12 protein-coding genes and 1 pseudogene are annotated in these 17,254 nt (G+C 73.0%); 3 read left to right on the forward strand and 10 right to left on the reverse strand.

What is annotated here, in order from left to right:
- Nucleotides 1–302: 302 nt before the first annotated feature.
- From WME85_RS20520 to WME85_RS20530, 3 genes are all read right to left on the reverse strand, one after another.
- Entirely contained in the window at nt 303–1,247 is a 945-nt protein-coding gene (locus WME85_RS20520) for an SWIM zinc finger family protein (protein ID WP_437840393.1), read from the reverse strand.
- Nucleotides 1,244–4,522, reverse strand: a complete 3,279-nt coding sequence (locus tag WME85_RS20525) for a DEAD/DEAH box helicase (RefSeq protein WP_437840394.1) — start codon at nt 4,520–4,522, stop codon at nt 1,244–1,246. The genes WME85_RS20520 and WME85_RS20525 overlap by 4 nt, the downstream gene beginning before the upstream one ends.
- A gap of 411 nt (nt 4,523–4,933) precedes the next feature.
- Nucleotides 4,934–5,647 carry a DUF6796 family protein gene (locus tag WME85_RS20530; RefSeq protein WP_437311105.1) on the reverse strand — a complete coding sequence of 238 codons (714 nt, stop codon included), beginning with the start codon at nt 5,645–5,647 and terminating at the stop codon, nt 4,934–4,936.
- A 264-nt stretch (nt 5,648–5,911) separates the two neighbouring features.
- Here WME85_RS20530 and WME85_RS20535 point away from each other — a divergent pair, with 264 nt between their 5' ends.
- Together WME85_RS20535 and WME85_RS20540 are read left to right on the forward strand one after the other, a co-directional pair.
- Nucleotides 5,912–6,547, forward strand: a complete 636-nt coding sequence (locus tag WME85_RS20535) for a protein kinase domain-containing protein (protein WP_437840395.1) — start codon at nt 5,912–5,914, stop codon at nt 6,545–6,547.
- Nucleotides 6,529–6,966, forward strand: a pseudogene (locus WME85_RS20540) (AAA family ATPase); the annotation flags it as partial. The gene WME85_RS20535 and the pseudogene WME85_RS20540, both read left to right, overlap by 19 nt.
- 239 nt (nt 6,967–7,205) lie before the next feature.
- On the opposite strand, the gene WME85_RS20545 reads toward WME85_RS20540, so the two are convergent.
- Entirely contained in the window at nt 7,206–8,954 is a 1,749-nt protein-coding gene (locus tag WME85_RS20545) for a hypothetical protein (protein ID WP_437840396.1), read from the reverse strand.
- A 565-nt stretch (nt 8,955–9,519) separates the two neighbouring features.
- On the opposite strand from WME85_RS20545, the gene WME85_RS20550 reads away from it, so the two are divergent.
- Complete coding sequence (locus WME85_RS20550) at nt 9,520–10,503, forward strand: asparaginase (RefSeq protein WP_437840397.1); 984 nt, start codon at nt 9,520–9,522, stop codon at nt 10,501–10,503.
- Here the strand turns inward: WME85_RS20550 and WME85_RS20555 are convergent.
- The 6 genes from WME85_RS20555 to WME85_RS20580 form a co-directional block, all read right to left on the reverse strand.
- On the reverse strand, nt 10,471–12,090 hold the full coding sequence (locus tag WME85_RS20555) for an amidohydrolase family protein (RefSeq protein WP_437840398.1): 1,620 nt from the start codon (nt 12,088–12,090) through the stop codon (nt 10,471–10,473). The two genes, WME85_RS20550 and WME85_RS20555, sit on opposite strands and share 33 nt — an antisense overlap.
- Nucleotides 12,091–12,552: 462 nt before the next feature.
- Nucleotides 12,553–13,008 carry a nucleoside deaminase gene (locus WME85_RS20560; RefSeq protein ID WP_437840399.1) on the reverse strand — a complete coding sequence of 152 codons (456 nt, stop codon included), beginning with the start codon at nt 13,006–13,008 and terminating at the stop codon, nt 12,553–12,555.
- Nucleotides 13,005–14,063 (reverse strand): ABC transporter substrate-binding protein, encoded by a 1,059-nt coding sequence (locus WME85_RS20565; protein ID WP_437840400.1) that lies wholly within the window; start codon nt 14,061–14,063, stop codon nt 13,005–13,007. The genes WME85_RS20560 and WME85_RS20565 overlap by 4 nt, the downstream gene beginning before the upstream one ends.
- On the reverse strand, nt 14,060–14,905 hold the full coding sequence (locus tag WME85_RS20570) for an ABC transporter ATP-binding protein (protein ID WP_437840401.1): 846 nt from the start codon (nt 14,903–14,905) through the stop codon (nt 14,060–14,062). The genes WME85_RS20565 and WME85_RS20570 overlap by 4 nt, the downstream gene beginning before the upstream one ends.
- Complete coding sequence (locus WME85_RS20575) at nt 14,902–15,774, reverse strand: ABC transporter permease (protein ID WP_437840402.1); 873 nt, start codon at nt 15,772–15,774, stop codon at nt 14,902–14,904. Before WME85_RS20575 ends, WME85_RS20570 begins: the two co-directional genes overlap by 4 nt.
- A 325-nt stretch (nt 15,775–16,099) precedes the next feature.
- A complete protein-coding gene (locus WME85_RS20580; protein WP_437840403.1) occupies nt 16,100–17,098 on the reverse strand; it encodes a PAS domain-containing protein in 999 nt (332 codons plus the stop codon).
- Nucleotides 17,099–17,254: the final 156 nt, after the last annotated feature.

Consider the following 17,254-nt stretch of genomic DNA (forward strand, 5'->3'; position numbering starts at 1 on the left):
GACCTGGACAGGTGAGCCCCGCGCTCATGCGTCCTGAGAAGCTCGGCCGGAGGACGAGGTCGATGTCGGCGGGCAGGCGCAGCGCCTCGGGGTAGAGCGACCTGTGCCGGGCGATGCGCCAGAGCGGCTGCTCTTGCAGCGCGTCTTCGGCGTCGTGCAGCGAGCCCAGGATGCGATAGCAATGCAGGCGCAGCTGCGGGCCGAGCTCGGCGGCAAGTCGCTCGAAACCCTCGCGGTCGCTGGCGGGCGTCTCGGCCCCACGGAGCGGCGCCGGCGCGGGGTCGTGGTCGCTCATGCGCTGTCTATCGTGACTCGGCGCGGGCCCGGGGGCTCTCCGCCGGTTCCGCGCCCTCCGCCAGCGCGATCTCGCGCGCCCGCTCGGAGGCCGCCCGGATCAGCGGCCCCAGGAGCTCCGCCGGCGAGCGCTCCTCGGTCCAGCCTGGCGGCGCGCCGAGCTGGGACAGCAGCGCCCCGCGCGACCGCGGCGGCTCCAGCGCCACGTCGAGCGCCGGCGGCGCACCGCGCCAGGCGTCGAAGTCCCTCGACTCCATGGGCCCGAGCGTCACCGTCGCGACGGGCGGCGCCTCGGCGGCGCAGGGCGCGCTCTTCCGGCCCACGCGCGCCCTTCGGCTGCCCTGTGCGCCGCCCCGCGCGGCGCGGAGCGCCTCGATCACCTGCTCGCGCGTGCGCCCGCGGAGCTCGAACAGCAGGAAAGGGTCCTTGTCGAGCGCCTCGCCGAGCACGTAGTGGGTCGCCGCGACGTGCTTGCAAGGGTTCACCCAGTCGGGGCACGAGCAGGCGGTGGTGAGGTCCTCGGGCCTCTCCGGGAACAGGCTCGCGCCGGCATTCTGGAACGCGCTGTCTATATCGTCCGGCATCCGGCCCGCGAGGAGCTCCGCCGCGAACTTCGCCCGCTTCGCCATGGCGGCGATCGCCTTCGCCCACGTGGCGTCGTCGAGGCGCGCGAGCGTGAGGATCACCTTGTACGGCTTCGGCCGCGAGCCGGTCACGCGCGCGACGACGAGGCCCGGCTTCACCTCCAGATCGTGCGTCCGCCCGGCGCGCGCGTACGTGCGCCCGCGCGCGAGGCGACCCGCCTCGTCCGGCGCCATGCGCTCCAGCGCCTCGACCCAGCGCTTGCCCCACCAGGTCGCGCCTGCCCGCTTCATCCGGATGCCCCGCGCCGGCGGCGGCGGCTTCGGCCCGGCCTCGCGGCGGAACGGCGCCCAGCGCGCCGGCGAGCTCATGTCGATGCCTCCCGCGCGCGCCTCGCGCCCGGCCGCCGGCTCCCGGCGCGCCGCGCCTTTCGCACGCGCTTGTCGTCGCCTCGGTCGCCCTCCGGCTCGTCACCGTCGCCATCGCCCAGCATGTCGCCCTCCGGCGCGTCGCCATCGCCCCGATCGCCCTCCGGCTCGTCACGGTCGTCCAGCTCGCCCGCGATCGCCACGGCGTCCCGCGACAGCGCGAACAGCTCGCGCAGCGCCGCGTCGTCGAGCTCGGTGATCCACGCCTCGCCCTGGCCCACGACGCGCGCCGCCAGGTCGCGCTTCTGCTCCAGCATCCGGTCGACCTTCTCCTCCACGGTGCCCGCGCAGACGAGCTTGTGGACCTGCACCGCGCGCCGCTGCCCGATCCGGTGCGCGCGGTCGGTCGCCTGGTCCTCGACCGCGGGGTTCCACCAGCGATCGAAGTGGAACACGTGGCTCGCCGCCGTCAGGTTGAGCCCCGCGCCGCCGGCCTTGACCGAGAGGACGAAGACGCGCGGCCCCCGCGGATCTTCCTGGAACCGCCGCACCATCTCGTCGCGCGCGAGCCGCGGCGTGCCGCCGTGGAGGAAGGCGACCTCCGTGCCGAGCGCCGAGGCGAGGTGCCGGACCAGCCGGTCGCCCATCTCGCGGAACTGCGTGAAGACGAGCGCGCGATCGCCGGCCGCGAGCGCCTCCTCGAGCATCTCGGTGAGGCGCGCGAGCTTGCCGGACCGGCCCGCGAGCGGCCCCGCCTCCCCGAGGCACTGCGCGGGGTGGTTGCAGATCTGCTTGAGCATCGTCAGGAGCGCGAGCACGAGCCCGCGCCGGGCCATGCCCTCGGCCTCCTCGATGCGGCGCATCGCCTCGTCGAGCGCCGCCTGGTACAGGGTCACCTGCTCGCGCGTCAGCGTGCAGAAGACCCTGGCCTCGTTCTTCGGCGGGAGGTCGCCGGCCACGGCGGGGTCGGTCTTCACACGCCGCAGCAAGAACGGCCCGACGACGCGCCGGAGCCGCTCCGCCGCCTCGCGGTTGCCGTACCGCTCGATGGGCACGGCGTAGGCGCGCCGGAACGCTTCGAGCGGGCCGAGCAGGCCCGGGTTCGCGAACTCGAGGATCGACCAGAGCTCGGCCAGGCGGTTCTCGACGGGCGTGCCCGTGAGCGCGAAGCGGTGCGATGCGCGGAGCGCGCGCGCGGCGGCAGCGGTGCGCGACGCGGCGTTCTTGATGTTCTGGGCCTCGTCCAGCACGACCGCCGCCCAGTCCACCCCGGCGAGCATCGCGGCGTCCCGGCGCAGGAGGCTGTACGTGGTGATGACGAGCGCGCCGTGCGCGGCGCGAGCGCCGTTCGGGCCGCCCGCGCCGCCGCCGTCGTCTGCCGCGCCGTCGTCATCCGCCGCGCCGCCGTCGTCTGCCGCGCCGTTGTCGTTCGCCGCGCCGTCCGCCGCGACGTCGCCGCCGCACGCGCGCGCCGCGAGCTCCTCGGCGGAGCGGGCGCGCCCCTCGCCGTGGTGCCGCACGAGGGGCAGGGCAGGGGCGAAGCGCGCCGCTTCCCGCTCCCAGTTGCCCACGACCGACGTCGGCGCGACGAGCAGCGTCGGGCGCGCGTCGCCGGGCGCGGCCCCCCGCCGGCCGACCAGGAACGCGAGGAGCTGCACGGTCTTGCCGAGGCCCATGTCGTCGGCGAGGCACGCGCCCAGGCCGAGGCCGGCCATCGTGTGCAGCCAGGCGACGCCGCGCGCCTGGTACGGGCGCAGCGTCCCCGCGAACCCCTCCGGCGGCGCGGCGGCGCGCTCTGCGCCCGAGCGCAGCCGCTCGATCGCCTGCGCGAGCGCCCCCTCGGCGACCACGGAGACGGCCACGCCGTCGACCTGGGCCTCGCCCGCGAGCGCGACCTCCAGCGCCTCGCGCGCCGGGACGCGCCCGCCGCCGGCCTCCAGGCGCCGCTGGATCTCGGCGAGCTCCTCGGGGACCACGACGATCCACGCCCCGCGGTGCCGGACGAGGGGCGACTTCTGCCGCGCGAGCGCCGCGAGCTCGCGCGCCGAGAGCACCTCGTCGCCGAGCGCCGCTTCCCACCGGAAGTCGAGCGCCTCATCGAGGCCGAGCGCGGCGCTGCCGGCGACGACGCCGGCGGTGCGACCCGTCGCGCCGACGCGCATGCGGAGGCGCAGGCGGCGCTGCCCCGACCCGAGGAGCTCGGCCGGCACGATCACGCCGAACCCGGCCTCGCCCAGCGCCGGGGCGGCCTGCGCGAGGAACGCCCACGCCTCCGCGGGATCGAGCGCCGCGCGCTCCGGCTTCGCCTCGCCGAGGGCGCGCCCGATCGGCGGGAACAGCCGCGCCGCGGCGCCGAGCGCGCCGAGGAGCGCCTCCTGCGGGTCGGAGAACGCGCGCCCGAGCGCCTTCAGCGTGCGCCCCCTGGCCTTCCACACGTCGGCGGCGGGCACGAGCAGGCTCGGATCGTCCGTGGCTTGCAGCAGGAAGCCGAGCGCGAAGCCGCGGTCTCCCTCCGGCAGCTCCAGCCGGAAGCAGGCGCGCAGCGCGTCGCAGGCGCCGAGCGCCGGCCGGACCCAGGCGTCGAGGTCGGCCGCGAGCGCGCGCTCGGCGAACCCCTCCGTGGCGAAGGAGCGCCGCTCGCCCGTCAAGGCGAGGACCAGCCGGTGTTCCCAGGGCGCGCGCGCCGGTCGCTGCGGCGGCTTCGGGTGGTTCGTCGCGCTGCCGCGCGCGAGCGCGTCGGCCACGGCGTCCAGGAAGGCGCGCAGCAGGGCCTCGGCGGACCAGACCTCCGGGGCGGAGCTCGCCCGCGGGCGCCCGCGCCCCGCGGCGGTCGGCCCGGCGTGCGCGGCGGCGGGCACCGCGTGCGCGGCGGGCGGCATGGCGCGGGCGAGCGCCGCGACGCGCGCGGCGTCCTCCAAGGCGGCGAGCGACACCGCCCAGCGTGCTTCTACGCCGCCGCCGCCTCCGTCGCCGGGCGTGACGCGGGGTACGACCCGTTCGCGCACCACGAGATCGAGCGCCAGCTTGCTCGCGAGGCTCCACGCGGCGACCGACGGCGGCGCTCGCCCGAGGTCGTCCTGGGCCATCCTGGCGAGCGCGGCGACGCCGTCGAGCAGCGCCGCTGCCTCCCCGGCCTTCCTCACGGCGCGGCCCGCCTCGGAGACGACGACCGCCTCCGCCGGGGTCGTCGCGCCGAGCGACCGGGCCGCGAGCCGCTCAGGGGCCGTGTCGTCCCAGAGGAAGAAGCGGAGATCGTCGGGCAGAAAGACGAGCGGCATCGACTCGCAAATTCATTGCACAACCGGGCAGAACGAAAAGGGGTCTTCGCTCATCGTGAGATGAAAAAGCGATTGGCCGGGCGGGAGCGCACCCTCCAGAACTCGGCTGCAACTCATTCCGAATTGATGCTGTGAATTGCCAGAATTTGTTCATAGCCCCCGATTCGCAGGGGCGATGGACTGCCGATGAAAAAAGAGCCTGGGTCGATGGAATGGACGCCACGGCGCGCTGCGCTGGAGTCTCGACGAGCTCGGGCGGCGGGTTGACGAGCCGCGTGCGCCGCGTCCCCCGTGCCGCGGCCGCCGCGACGAGGTCCGTGCGCGCCGCCCGGACGCCAGGGGCAAACGCGGCACCAGCCACCCCCGACCAGCGCCTTCGAGGCAGCCCGAACGCGCTCCCCGACTCGCTCGCTACCAGAGCGTCGCCGTGGTCAGCGCGAAGAAGATCACGTAGGCGATGTTGAACCCCGCGCCCTCGGTGCAGTCGCGCGCCCGCTGCGGCAGCGCCCGCTTCGCCCCGAGCCAGGCGAGCGTCGCCACCACCGGGTTGACGGCGGCCATCCAGGCGGGGAAGGCGGTACGTCCGCTCGCCACCACGGCCGAGAACCAGAACGAGGCGACGAGGGTGCAGAGGAAGATCACCGCATACCCGAGCTGCATCACGCCGTGCTGGCGCTGCAGGCTCCGGAAGAGCACCTCCCGGGTAGGGCCGCCGGCGCGGAGCGCCTGCGCGGTCTCGCCCAGGTAGATGAACGAACCATGGACGAACGGGCCGATCGCGATCGCGTACGCGAACAGCAGCGCCGGCGGCAGCGCCCACGCGACGCCCGCCGGGCGGAGCCCCTGGTAGATCTGGAAGACGCCCGCGAGCACCAGCGGCGCCGCGAACACGCCGAGGAGCCCGCCCCAGATCAGCCGCCTCGGCGGCAAGATGGAGAGGTTGGCCAGGAGCGCCGCCCGCCGCCGCAGCTCGGGGCGCGACACCGTGTCGATCGCCAGGGGGGCGCCGCTGGTCGGGCCGACCTTCGGCGCGAGCAACAGCACGTCGCCGACCGCGTAGATCAACGACCCCAGGGCGGCGGATACACCGCTGATACGAACGAACGAGAGGACGTCGCTATCCATCGTGGGTCTCGCTCGCAGAGGCGCCATTCGGGCGCGACCTGCGGGAGCTGCAAGCATGCGTAGGGAAGGGGAGCACCGATCGGCAGCAGTCTAGTATCGCGCAACAGAAATCACGCCAGGGATTCCTGACGCCCGATAGCGCCGATCGTGACACGTCGGCGTGACGTGATCGTTTCCGCGGGGGTGCGATCTTCGAGCGGGATCGGAATTTTCGCGTCGCAGCCCTTAACGCGATACGCGGTCGTTCTGCCGGGGTGATCTGACATGCAAACCACCATCCTTCACGAGGGCACAGGCTTCACGGTCCACGCCGCGAGCGGCACCCCCTTCGGCGAGCAGGTGGCCCTCAAGGAGCCGACGGGGGAGCTCGTCACCGAGCGCCAGGAGGCGGCGCTCGACAACGAGTTCGAGATCCTCAGCGGGCTCGCCGTGCCCGGGATCCGCAAGCTGCACGGGCGAGGCGTCGTCGACGGCAAGCCGGTCCTCTACCTCGAGCTCTTCGACGGCATCACGCTGCGGCGCTTCGTCGCGGAGCACCGCCCGGCGCTGCGCGAGCGCGTCGAGGTCGCGGCGTCGATCGCGCGCGCGCTCGCCGGGCTGCACCAGGCCGGCGTCATCCACCGGGACCTGAGCGGCGCGAACGTCCTCGTCTCGCCGGCCACCCGGGAGATCCGCGTCATCGACCTCGGCCTCGCCGTGCGCGGCGCGCGGCTCGAAGGCAGCCTCGGAGAGCCGGCCGGGACGCTGGAGTACATGGCCCCCGAGCAGACGGGGCGCACCCGGCACCGGCTCGACCACCGGGCGGATCTCTACGCGCTCGGCATCCCGGGCGCGACAAGGAGCTCGCGGCGCTGCGCGCGGCGTTCGAGCGCAGCGCCGCCCTGCCCGAGGTCGTGCTGATCGCCGGCTACTCCGGCATCGGCAAGACCTCGCTCGTCGAGCAGCTGCGCGAGGAGGTCACGGCGGCCGGCGGCGCGCTCGTCGCGGGCAAGTGCGAGCAGCACGCGCGCACGACGCCGTACGGCGCCTTCGTGCAGGCGATGGAGGCGCTCTCCGCGCGCGTGCTCGGGCTGCCCGCGCCGGAGTACGCGCGCAGGCAGGAGGCCGCGCGGGCCGCCGTGGGGGACCTCGGGCAGGCGCTCGTCGCCGTGATGCCGGGCCTCGGGCCGCTGCTCGGCGAGCTGCCGAGCGCGCCGGTGCTGTCCGGGCAAGAGGCCCAGAACCGCTTCAACCACCTCTTCTCCCGCCTGCTCGGCGCCCTGGTCAGCCCCGAGCGCCCGCTCGTCCTGTTCCTCGACGACCTGCAGTGGGTCGACGCCGCGTCGCTCGGGCTGCTGAAGCACCTGCTCGGCGAGGACCGACAGCCGGGGCTCATGCTGCTCGGCGCGTACCGCGACAACGAGGTCGACCCGTCGCACCCGCTCCGCGCCGCCCTCTCCGACCTCGAGCGGCTCGCCGTCACGGAGACCGTCGTCGAGCTCCTGGCCCGCAAGATCGCGGAGCTCCCGGCCCGGACGCGCGAGGTCCTCGCCGTCGCGGCGTGCGCCGGGGACCGGCCTCACGGGCGCGACGGCTCGGGGTCGGTGGCGTCCCGGCGCACGTGGGCGATGAAGGTGCCCCAGTTCGCGAGCGTGGATCGCGGCAGGTCGGGGATGTACTCGGCGGCCAGCCAGAGCGAGCCGTCGTCGTCCACCGCGGCGCCCGAGTAGTCGCCCCAGCGCGAGACGCCCTCGCCGCCGAAGGCGGTGTAGCCGCTCAGGCCGTCCTCCGGCCTGGCGCCCTCGGCGAGGAGGTGAACGAGCCCGGCGCCGCGCTCGTCGAGGAGGGAGTAGCCGACGCTCGGGAAGAAGTCCGGCCCGCTGATCGAGTACACGATCGCGCCCTTGCCGCGGGCGTTGACCGCGACGGCGGGGTAGATCGCGCTGTTCGCGTCGCCGAGCGCGATGTACCCCTGGTTCACCATCCGGGCCGCGAGCCCGCGGCGCGCGTCCGGCTCGACGACGAACCAGGCGACGCCCGCGCGCTCGGGGTCGGCGACCGCGGTGTTGAGGCCTGACCAGAGCTTGCCGTCGGCGAAGTAGACCTGCTGCATGCGGACGTCGTCGGCGTTGAGGCGCTCGAGCGGCTCATCGAAGCCCATGTCCTGGAGGAGCCGGCGGAGCGGGGTCGGCCCGGGCTTCTGCAGCGCCGGAGGCGGCGGCGCGTACCCCAGGCTGGGCACGAAGACCTGATCGAGGGCGATGTCCGGCGCGCAGCGCTCGAGAGATCTCGTGTTGGTGGCCGCCCAGACCGCGATTCGCTCCTCCGGGCGCCCCGAGTTGATGGAGCTCAAGAAGTACTGGGTGCCGCCGTTCCGCCGCTCGAACCGGCCGCGCGGGGGGATGAGGGCCGGCTGGAGCGAGGCGCCCGCGCCCTCCTGCGCCGGGACGCCGAGCACGTCGACCTGCGGCAGAGCGCCCCGGAGCAGCGCCGACTTCTGCAGCGCGTAGACCTGCGCGGCCTGGAACTCCGAGGTATCGAACGAGAAGAGGTTCACGCTGAAGTAGAGGCCGAACCTGTCGGCGCCGATGAGCGGCTGATCTGCCATGCAGGGACACTCGCCGACCTCTGGCGTGCCGTCCTCGCCATCGCTGGTGGTGTCGACCTCGTAGAGGTTCCACTCCCCGGTGGGGTCGTCTGTCTTGCTGACCGCCAGCTCGACGTGAGATCGCATGGGCTCGGCGGGATCCACGGGGAGCGGGTCCACCTGAAAGATGGTGAGAAACCAGCGCCGGACCTCGGGGTCGAAATAGCACTTGGGGTCGCTGATGAACTCGTTCACCGTTCCCGTCTCCGGGTCCACCAGGGGGCGCAGCCGGAAGAACTGGTTCAGCGGCACCGGGGCGACGAGGCGGTCGCCGCGCCTGTCGTAGGCGGTGATCGCGAGGTTCACCGCCTGGAGGACGAAGCCGTTGCCGGCGCACAGCGGCACGTCCGGCGGCTCCAGGCTCGCCTGCGTGCCCGCGTACTTCCCGGTGCCGGCGAGCAGCTGGTCGCGGTGCGTGAGACCGTTGAACCCCGAGGCGCCCGGGTTGTCTCTCGTGACGGGGGTGGGCGCGGGCCTCGGGAGGCTGCCCGGGGGTGGGGGCTCGGGGCCCTCGGAGCCGCCTGCTGCTTCGATCTCGCCGCTGTCGAGCACGAGCAGGTTGTCATCGGTCGCGGCGCCGGTCGGAGGCGCGGAGAGCGATGTGGTGCCGCGCCGGGTGACGATCGGAGAGGGGGAATGGCAGCCGAACGCCTCCGCTGCCGCGTCCGTTCCCTCTGTCACGTGTCCCGTCACGTCCGTTGATGATCCACAACCGATGAGCGCGCAGGTCGCGACCATGGCACAAGCCGAGAACAGTCTCATGGGCTCCCTCCTCTGGTGAAGCTCCGGAACATGGACATGCGCGTCCCCGGCGTGACGCCGCTCGCGTCGTCGACGGCCCCACCACCCGTGACGCGCCGGATCGCCGGGTCGGCCGGGGCGCCGGCGAGGCGCCCGGGGCACCTCGCCGATCGCGGCGCACGCCTGCCGAGGTCTTCACGGAGAGCGCTGCCGGCTCTCCCGCGCGCACGCGCCGCGAGCTAGCGCTGTCCTGACGACGGGAGGGCTCGCAGACACTCCGCCTCTTCGCGTATCCCTGGCTCGCCGTTGATTACCCTGCGTCCTCTGCTGGCGCAAGCTCCAGGGCCGCTCGCGCGGCGTGGCCGTCCAGCGCTCTCCGCGCGTGTCGAGGGCAGATGGGCGCGAGAGGCTCAGGGCACGACGTCGCGACGTGGCGTCGCAGCGTAGTAGAGTGCCCCGCGCCATTCCTCGTTCGCCGTCGCCCCCCACGCCCGGAGCCACCCCCATGCCTCGCGTTCACCTCGTCACCACCGGCGGCACCATCGCGAGCCGCGTCGACCCCCAGACCGGCGCCGCCGTGCCCGCCGTCCGCGCGGAGGAGCTCGTCGCCAGCGTGCCCGCGCTCGGCCGCGTCGCCGAGATCGCGGTCACCGAGCACTGCCTCGAGAGCAGCTGGAACCTGGGCCCGGACAGGATCGCGGCGCTCGCGCGCGCCGCGCGCGACCTGCAGGCCGACCCCGCGGTGACCGGCGTCGTCGTCACCCACGGCACGGACACCCTGGAGGAGACCGCCTTCGCGCTCGACCTGCTGCTCGACGGCGACACCCCGGTGGTGCTCACCGGCGCGATGCGCGACGCGAGCACGGCGGGCACCGACGGCCCGCGCAACCTCGTCTCCGCGGCGAAGGTGGCGGTCGAACCCGCGGCGCGCGGGCTCGGCGTGCTCGTCGCGATGAACGACGAGATCCACGCCGCCCGGCGCGTGATGAAGACCCACACGACCGCGCTCGGCACGTTCGCCTCGCCGGGCGCGGGGCCGCTCGGCGCTGTCGACGGCGAGGGCGTGCGCATCCTCGCGCGCCCCGCGCGGACGCCGACCCTGCCGCTCGCCGACCCCGAGCCGCGCGTCTACCTGGTCAAGATGGCGTCCGGGATGGACGACCTCCTCCTGCGCGCGCTCCTGGAAGCCGGGGCGCGCGGGGTGGTGATCGAGGGCTCGGGCGCTGGGAACGTCTGCGGGAGCTGGGAGGGGGCGATCCGCGCGCTGGTGCAGGCCGGCACCCCGGTGGTGCTGACCTCGCGCTGCCCCGGCGGCCGGGTCACGCCGACGTACGGCGCGCCCGGCGGCGGGCGGCGGCTCCGCGAGCTCGGGGTGATCCCCGCGGGCGCGCTCTCGGGGCCGAAGGCGAGGCTCGCGCTGATGTTCGCGCTGGGCGCCGGGCTCGACCTCGGGGGCCTACGCGCTTATCTCGACCGGTTTGCCGGCTGAGCCGTCCGCCCGCGGCTGCGGCGCGCGCCGCTCGTCGCCAGCGTCGCGCGCGCCGTGCGCGCCGTGCGTCGCGGCCTGCCGCCTCAGCTTCTCCTCGACCCGCGTGCCCTTGAAGAAGCTCGCGTTGGCCTCGGTGTAGAGCTTGTACGGGTTCTCGAAGACATAGGCCTTGAAGTCCTCGGCGCTGAGGACGCCTTCCTCCACGAGGTGCCAGCTCTCCGCGAGCGCCTCGGTGAGGTCGGGGACGTCCCAGTGCCCGACGTCGGAGGAGTAGATGGCGTTGATCTTCACGCCGAGCGGGTTCGCCTTGCTGTTGAAGGCGGAGGCGATGCTGCGGTCGTCCGACTCGGACCCGAAGAAGAAATTGTTCACCCAGCGGTCGCGGATGTCCTCGATCTTCTCGATGCCGGCCGCCGCGAAGTCATTGCGGTACTCCGGCGCCGGCTGGCGCGCGTCGCTCGTGTACCCGGCACCCAGCGTGTCGGCGATGAGCTGCTCGCCCTCGGTGGAGCGGCCCCTCACGAGATCGCTGCCGTACCGCCGGAACAGCTCGGCCAGGAGCGCGCGGTCGGTCGCCGCCGGGTCGTAGTGCTTCAGGCCCTCGGGGCCGCGCTTCTGGAAGCGGTCCACGAGGTGGATGTAGACCCGCGCGCCCCAGTCCGCGCCGCCCTCGAGCATGCCGATGCGCAGCCCCGGGAAGCGGCGGGTGACGCCCCCGAAGAACAGCGCCTTCGCGAACGCCTCCGAGCCGTCGGCGAAGTGGCCGATGTGGTTGTTCATGTAGTTGCTGATCGACGAGCGCCCCGTCCAGCCCTGGCTCCCGTAATGGGTGAGCACAGGGACGCCGAGCTCTACCACCTTGGCCCAGAAAGGATCGTAGTCGTGCTCGCTGTCGATCCCGTAGAAATCGATGTACGTCGCGTACTTGGCGATCTCCGGGTGCTGGTCCGCCGGGTACTTCTCCGCGATCGCCTTGATCGGCCGGCGCACGCCGCCGGCGATGTTGATCGCCTTGAGCCCGAGCTTCTTGACGGCGAACTCCAGCTCCTCGATGCCCTCCTGCGGCGTGTTCAGCGGGATGCCGGCGACCGGGGTGAGGCGGTCGCTGTACTTGCGGAACAGGTCCGCGTGGTAATGGTTGATCGCGCGCTGGAGCGCCTGCCGCGCGCCCGGGTCCTTCACCGCGAGCGGCGCGAGGGTGTTGTTCGGGAACAGCACCGAGTAGTCGGAGCCCTGCTCCTCCAGCCGCTCGGCGAGCAGCGACGGGATGTGGTATGTCGCCACGTCGAGCGTGTTGCGCGTCACCCGCGCCCACCACGGAGACCTCACCGTGCGGTAGTGCTGGCGCTCCTCCGGCGTCTGCGTGTACCAGTCCTTACCGCTGCTGTTCTCGGCGTTGCGGCGGCGCGAGCTCATCGCCTTGCGCAGATCGTCGACGAGCTTGGCGCCCCCGTACGTGGCGACGAAGTCCTCCAGCGCCGGCGTGTAATCGTTGGTGTGGATGTCCGTGTCGATGACGGGGTAGTCGAGCTTTTCCTTGACCGCCACGGAGGGCGAGGCCTTGAGACGAGCGATACGGTCAGTCATGAAAGACTCCGGAGAGGGTAGGGGCGCGCCGCTGAGCAATCTCCTCATTTGCAGCCATTTCAGCGGGAAAATTGAACAGGGAGGCGGGGAGGCGGGGAGTATTTGGGAGATTTTCCTCCCCGTCTCCCCGCCTCCCTGTTCAATTTTCCGAAAAATTTGAGGGGATGCCTCAGGGCGCGCCGAGGTCGCCGTGGAAGAACGATTGGCCGTGCTGGCGCGCAGCACAGTGCAACGCGCGTGCCCCCGGCGCGCTCGCCCCCCGACTCCCGTCCTGACTCTTGATTTCAGCGCCTCTCCGGCGCTCGCGCTCCGCGTCGCGCGGCGCTCGCCCCTCCGCGCGCTGCACGGATCCGAGCAGCGCTTCAGCGCTGTTGCTGCCTCAGCAGCAGCGCTGGCGCGCCCGGGCCCCGCGGCGAGGCGTCCAGAGCCGCCCCGCGAGGGCGCGAGGGCCGCCGAGCGCCGCTACGCCTTGCCGAACAGCGCGAGGCACTGATCGTCGAGGACGCCGCCGACGAGATCGACCGGCGCGCCGGAGCGCTCGTTCATCCACCGCGCGGGGACCGCCAGCTCGCGCTGCGCGCCGCCGGTCGCCTCCGTGACCTCCGCCATCGTGCAGCCGAAGACGATGCGGCTGATCCGGGCGAGCCAGGCCGCGGTGAAGCACATCGGACACGGCTCGACGGTCGTGTACAGCGTGTATCCCTGCAAGTCCGGCCCGACGGCCGCGCAGGCGCGGCGAACGGCGCCCACCTCGGCGTGCCACGTGAAGTCGCGCTGGGCGTTCACCTCGTCGGTCGCCTCGGCCACGACCGTGCCGTCCGGGGCGGCTACCAGGGCGCCGAACGGCGGCTCGCCGGCCTTCATCGCGCCGCGCGCGAGTTCCAGCGCGCGCCCCATGAGCTCCTCGTCGCGCTTCATCGGACGAGCCTCGCGTCGAACATCGATGCCGGCGCCGGCGCCTTCTTGACGAGCTTCGACTGGACCGCGAAGTCGACCACGGACTTCATCGAGGCGTGGATGGGGCCGGCCGCATCCGCCGCGCCGAAGAGCCGCTTGTTGTCGGCGAGGTCGTAGATCTTGTCGCCGGCCAGCATGCCCTTCACGTCCTCGGGCGAGGCGTTCAGGTACTTGCCGATGATCGGGTACGCCTTGTCGGGCTCGCCGCGCAGCGTCTGGACCCCGCGGTCGACGGCGCCGATGAACTTCGTGTAGGCGTCGCGCCCCGCGTCCAGCTTGGCCTTGTGCACGACCACCGAGTTCGTGATCGTGTCCGGCATGCTGGCGCTCGAGAAGATCACGTGGCCGCCGTTCTTCGTCGCCTTGGTGATCCACGGCTCCCAGGTGACCGCGGCGTCGACCTTCCCGGCGACGAACGCCGCCCCGGCGTCGTCGGCGCTCATGCTCGTGATCTTCACCGCGTCCGGGCTGATCCCGCTCTTCTCGAGCCCGAAGAGGAAGAGCATGTGGTTCACCTCGCCGAGCGTGAGGGCGACCGTCTTGCCCTTCAGATCGGCCATCGAGGCGATGCTGTCCTTCGCCACGACGGCGTCCGCGCCGTTCGAGCTGTCGACCAGCGCGATGGCCACCACGTCCGTCTCGCTGTTGCCGTTCAGCACGGCGAGGTTCTGCAGGGTCGTCAGGCCCACGTCGAGCTGGCTGGAGGCCAGCGCCGCGAGCGTGTCCCCGGGGTTCGAGAACGGCTTGAGCGCCACGTCGAGCCCCGCCTGCTTGAAGTAGCCGAGCTCGTTCGCGAGGAAGACGCCCGAGTAGCCGATCCACAGGTCGTGACCCACGGTGAGCTTCGCGGGCTGCGCGGGCTGCGTGAGCGGCGCCGCGGCCCCGGCGCGCTCGCGCGAAGCGGGGGCGGCGGAGGGCGCCTGGTCCGGCCCGGCTTCCCGGTTCGAGCAGCCCACGGACAGGACGAGGCAGGCGAGCGCCGCCCCGAGCTCTTGCAAGACGGTCCTTCGATTCATGATCCCCCTTCCGATCGTGTGTTGGTGAGGCCGAGGAGCAGGCGATCGCGCTGCGTCGCCGTGCGCGGGCGCCCGCGCAGGAGCGCCAGGATCGCGCGCTTCTGGTGCAGGAAAGCCTCGTCGAGCTTGAGCTCCGACGAGCGCGCCGCGCGCGCGAACGTCACGTCGAGGGTGGCCAGGACGCGGCCCGGCCGCTCGGAGAAGACCACGACGCGATCGGACAGCAGCAGGGCCTCGTCCACGTCGTGCGTGACGAAGAGCGTCGTGATCCGGTGGCGCTGGATGAGGTGGAGCAGGAGCTCCTGCATCTCCTCGCGCGTCTGGGCGTCGAGCGCGCCGAACGGCTCGTCCATCAGCAGCACCTCGGGCTGCCCGACGAGCGCCCGCGCGAGGGCGGCGCGCTGCTGCATGCCGCCGCTCAGCTCCGCGGGGTAGCTGTCCCGGAAGTCCCAGAGCCCGACGAGGCGCAGCAGCCCCTCGACCTGGGCCGCCTGTCGGTCGGGGTCGCCCGCGCCCACGCGCGAGCGGCGGTGGGCCAGGGTCAGGGGGAAGCGGACGTTCTCGCGCACGCTTAGCCAGGGGAACAGCGTCTGCTGCTGGAACATCAGGCCGAGCTCGGCGCCGGGGCCGCGGACGCGCTCGCCGTCGAGGTCGACGGTCCCGGCCGACGGCGGCTCGAGCCCGGCGACGATGTGCAGGAGCGTCGACTTGCCGCACCCGGAGGGGCCCACCATGCTGATGAACTCGCCCGCGCGGACATCCATGTCGAGCGGGGAGAGGGCGTTCGTCTCGCCGCGTCGACCGGAGTACGACTTGCCGACGCCGCGCAGCGACAGCTTCATGTCGCGCCCCCCCGCGCCCAGGGGAAGAGCCGGCGAGAGGCCGCGCGGAACACCCAGTCGAGCCCGAGGCCGAGGAGCCCCAGCACGAGCAGGTAGGCGTAGATGCTCGGCGTCTGGAGGAAGCGGTAGAAGCGCAGGACGCGGAAGCCGAGGCCCTCGGTCGCCGCCACGAGCTCCGCGACGACGACGTAGCTCCACGCCCAGCCGTTGCACATGCGCAGCGCGGCCCAGATCCCGGGGAGGGCGGCCGGCGTGATGACGCGCCAGACGATCTCGCGCCGCGTCGCCCCCAGGCTCTGGCTGATCTTCACGAGGGGCGCCGGGACCCGCCGCACCTCGTCCGCGGTCATCAGCAGCAGCTGAAAGAAGGTGCCCAGGAACACGAGCAGGACCTTCGCGCCCTCGCCGATGCCGGCCGCGATCATGACCAGCGGGATCAGCGCCGGCACCGGGACGTAGCGGAGGAAGTCGGCCGGCGGCTCGAGCAGCGCGGCGACCGAGCGGAAGGCGCCGGCGAGCACGCCGAGGGGGACCGCCAGGACCGCCGCGGCCGCGAACCCCGCCGTGACCCGCAGGAAGCTGTGCTCGACGTCGATCCACAGCTCCCTCGAGGCGAGGGCGTCGGCCGTGGCGTGCGCGATGCTCGCGAGCGTGGGGACGATCGCGGCGGCCTGGCCGCTCCGGTCCGGGAGCCACGCGTAGGCCGCGACCATCAGCAGGAAGCTCGCGGCGCCGAGGACGAGGCGGGCCCGGCCGGGGATGGCGCGGCCCAGCGCGAGCCAGCGGGGCGGCGCCTGTCCGCACTGGCGCGTCGGCGCGCGCAGGTTCGAGTCGACGAGCATCCGCGTGAAGGCCTCCGTGCCTCCCATCGTGAACTTCTTTCGAGACAGACCGAGCCGGGACAGGAGGGGAGCTGGCCCCAAGGTGGTTTGACGTCGGTGCCTGTGCAGCAGGCGCTCAACTGACCTGCGTCAGGATGCTCCGGATATCGATGTCATCAGCCGCGAGACGGACCGTCAAGCGGGATTCCTCTGGCGCGCGACGGCGCGGATGAGCCCACCACCGCGCATGTCTGCGCCTCGGGTCGCGCACACTGGGTGAGTGTGCGAGGAGGGGAGTCGACTCCAGCCGATGCGGGCGCGCGTGGCGCCCAGCGGGGAGCGGGGGTGATGCCGCCGCGACGCCGCTCGTCGCCTACCGGAGCGTCATGGGGCGGTGGCGGGTCCTGGCCCGGCGCCGCGACATCGCGTAGCGCACGCCGGCCCGGAGGTCTCGCAGGAGGATGAGCTCCTCCAGCGCCTCGCCGGTGCTCGCCAGCGAGCCCGCGGTGGCCGCGGACATGCCGACGAGGACGCACTGCGCGCCGAGCAGGGTCGCCGCCTGCACCGTGCGCAGGAGGTGGGACGCGATCGCGCTGTCGATGAGCGGGACGCCGGTGAGGTCGATGATCACGAACTCGGCGTTGTGGCGCTGCACGCCTTGCAGGAGCGTCGCCATGAGCTGGCTGCTCCGCGCCGAGTCGAGGTGGCCCACGATCGGCAGGACGAGGACCCCGTGGTCGATCGGCAGGAGCGGCGTCGACAGCGCGGTGATCGTCTCGAGCAGGCGCCACTGGCTGGCGAGGAGATCGGACTCGGTGCGTCGCAGCGCCTCTTCCATCCGCTTCCGCGCGGTCATGTCGACGACGACGCCCACCATGCCGATCACGCGCCCGCTCGCGTCACGGAAGGGAACGTTGTTCTCCAGGGTCCACCCGTCGCTCCCGTCCTCGAGCCGCCACCGGAGCTCGACGTTCAGCCTGGGGGTCCCGTCCGCCATGATGGCCTCGTCGTTGTCGTGGTAGCTGCGCGCCACCTCGGGGACGAAGATGTCCTCATCGCGCTTCCCGATGATCCTGTCGGCCGAGATGCGGTAGTGCTCGGCGTATGCCTTGTTGACGGCGAGGTACCGGTGGTCTCGATCCTTGAAGAAGACCATCGCCGGGATGGCGTCGAGGAGCGCCATCTGGCCGGAGGGCTCGACGGAGAAGAACCTGGAGAGCAACGCGTCTCCCCGGTCGACCTGCATGCCGTCGCGCTGCTTCTCCTGGCCCCGCCGCGCCTCGGCCAGCTCCTGCTCCAGCTCCGCCACGCGGCTGCGAAGCGCGACCACCTGCTCGCCGAGGGGAATCTCGTTCTCTGGGTCCGGCTGCATTCAGGGTACCATGCCTGTTAGCTTTGTCACACCTAGCCGAGGACGGCTCCAGGCGCAACGCTCGTCGGCACGGTCGTGTCGGGCCTGCGAGCGTCCTCGCGCCGGGCGGCCGACCGCGTGCGGCGTGCGCGAGCTCCGATGGCGCGCGTGCCGCGA

It is taken from the genome of Sorangium sp. So ce1153 (assembly GCF_051521595.1).
GTDB lineage: Bacteria > Myxococcota_A > Polyangia > Polyangiales > Polyangiaceae > Sorangium.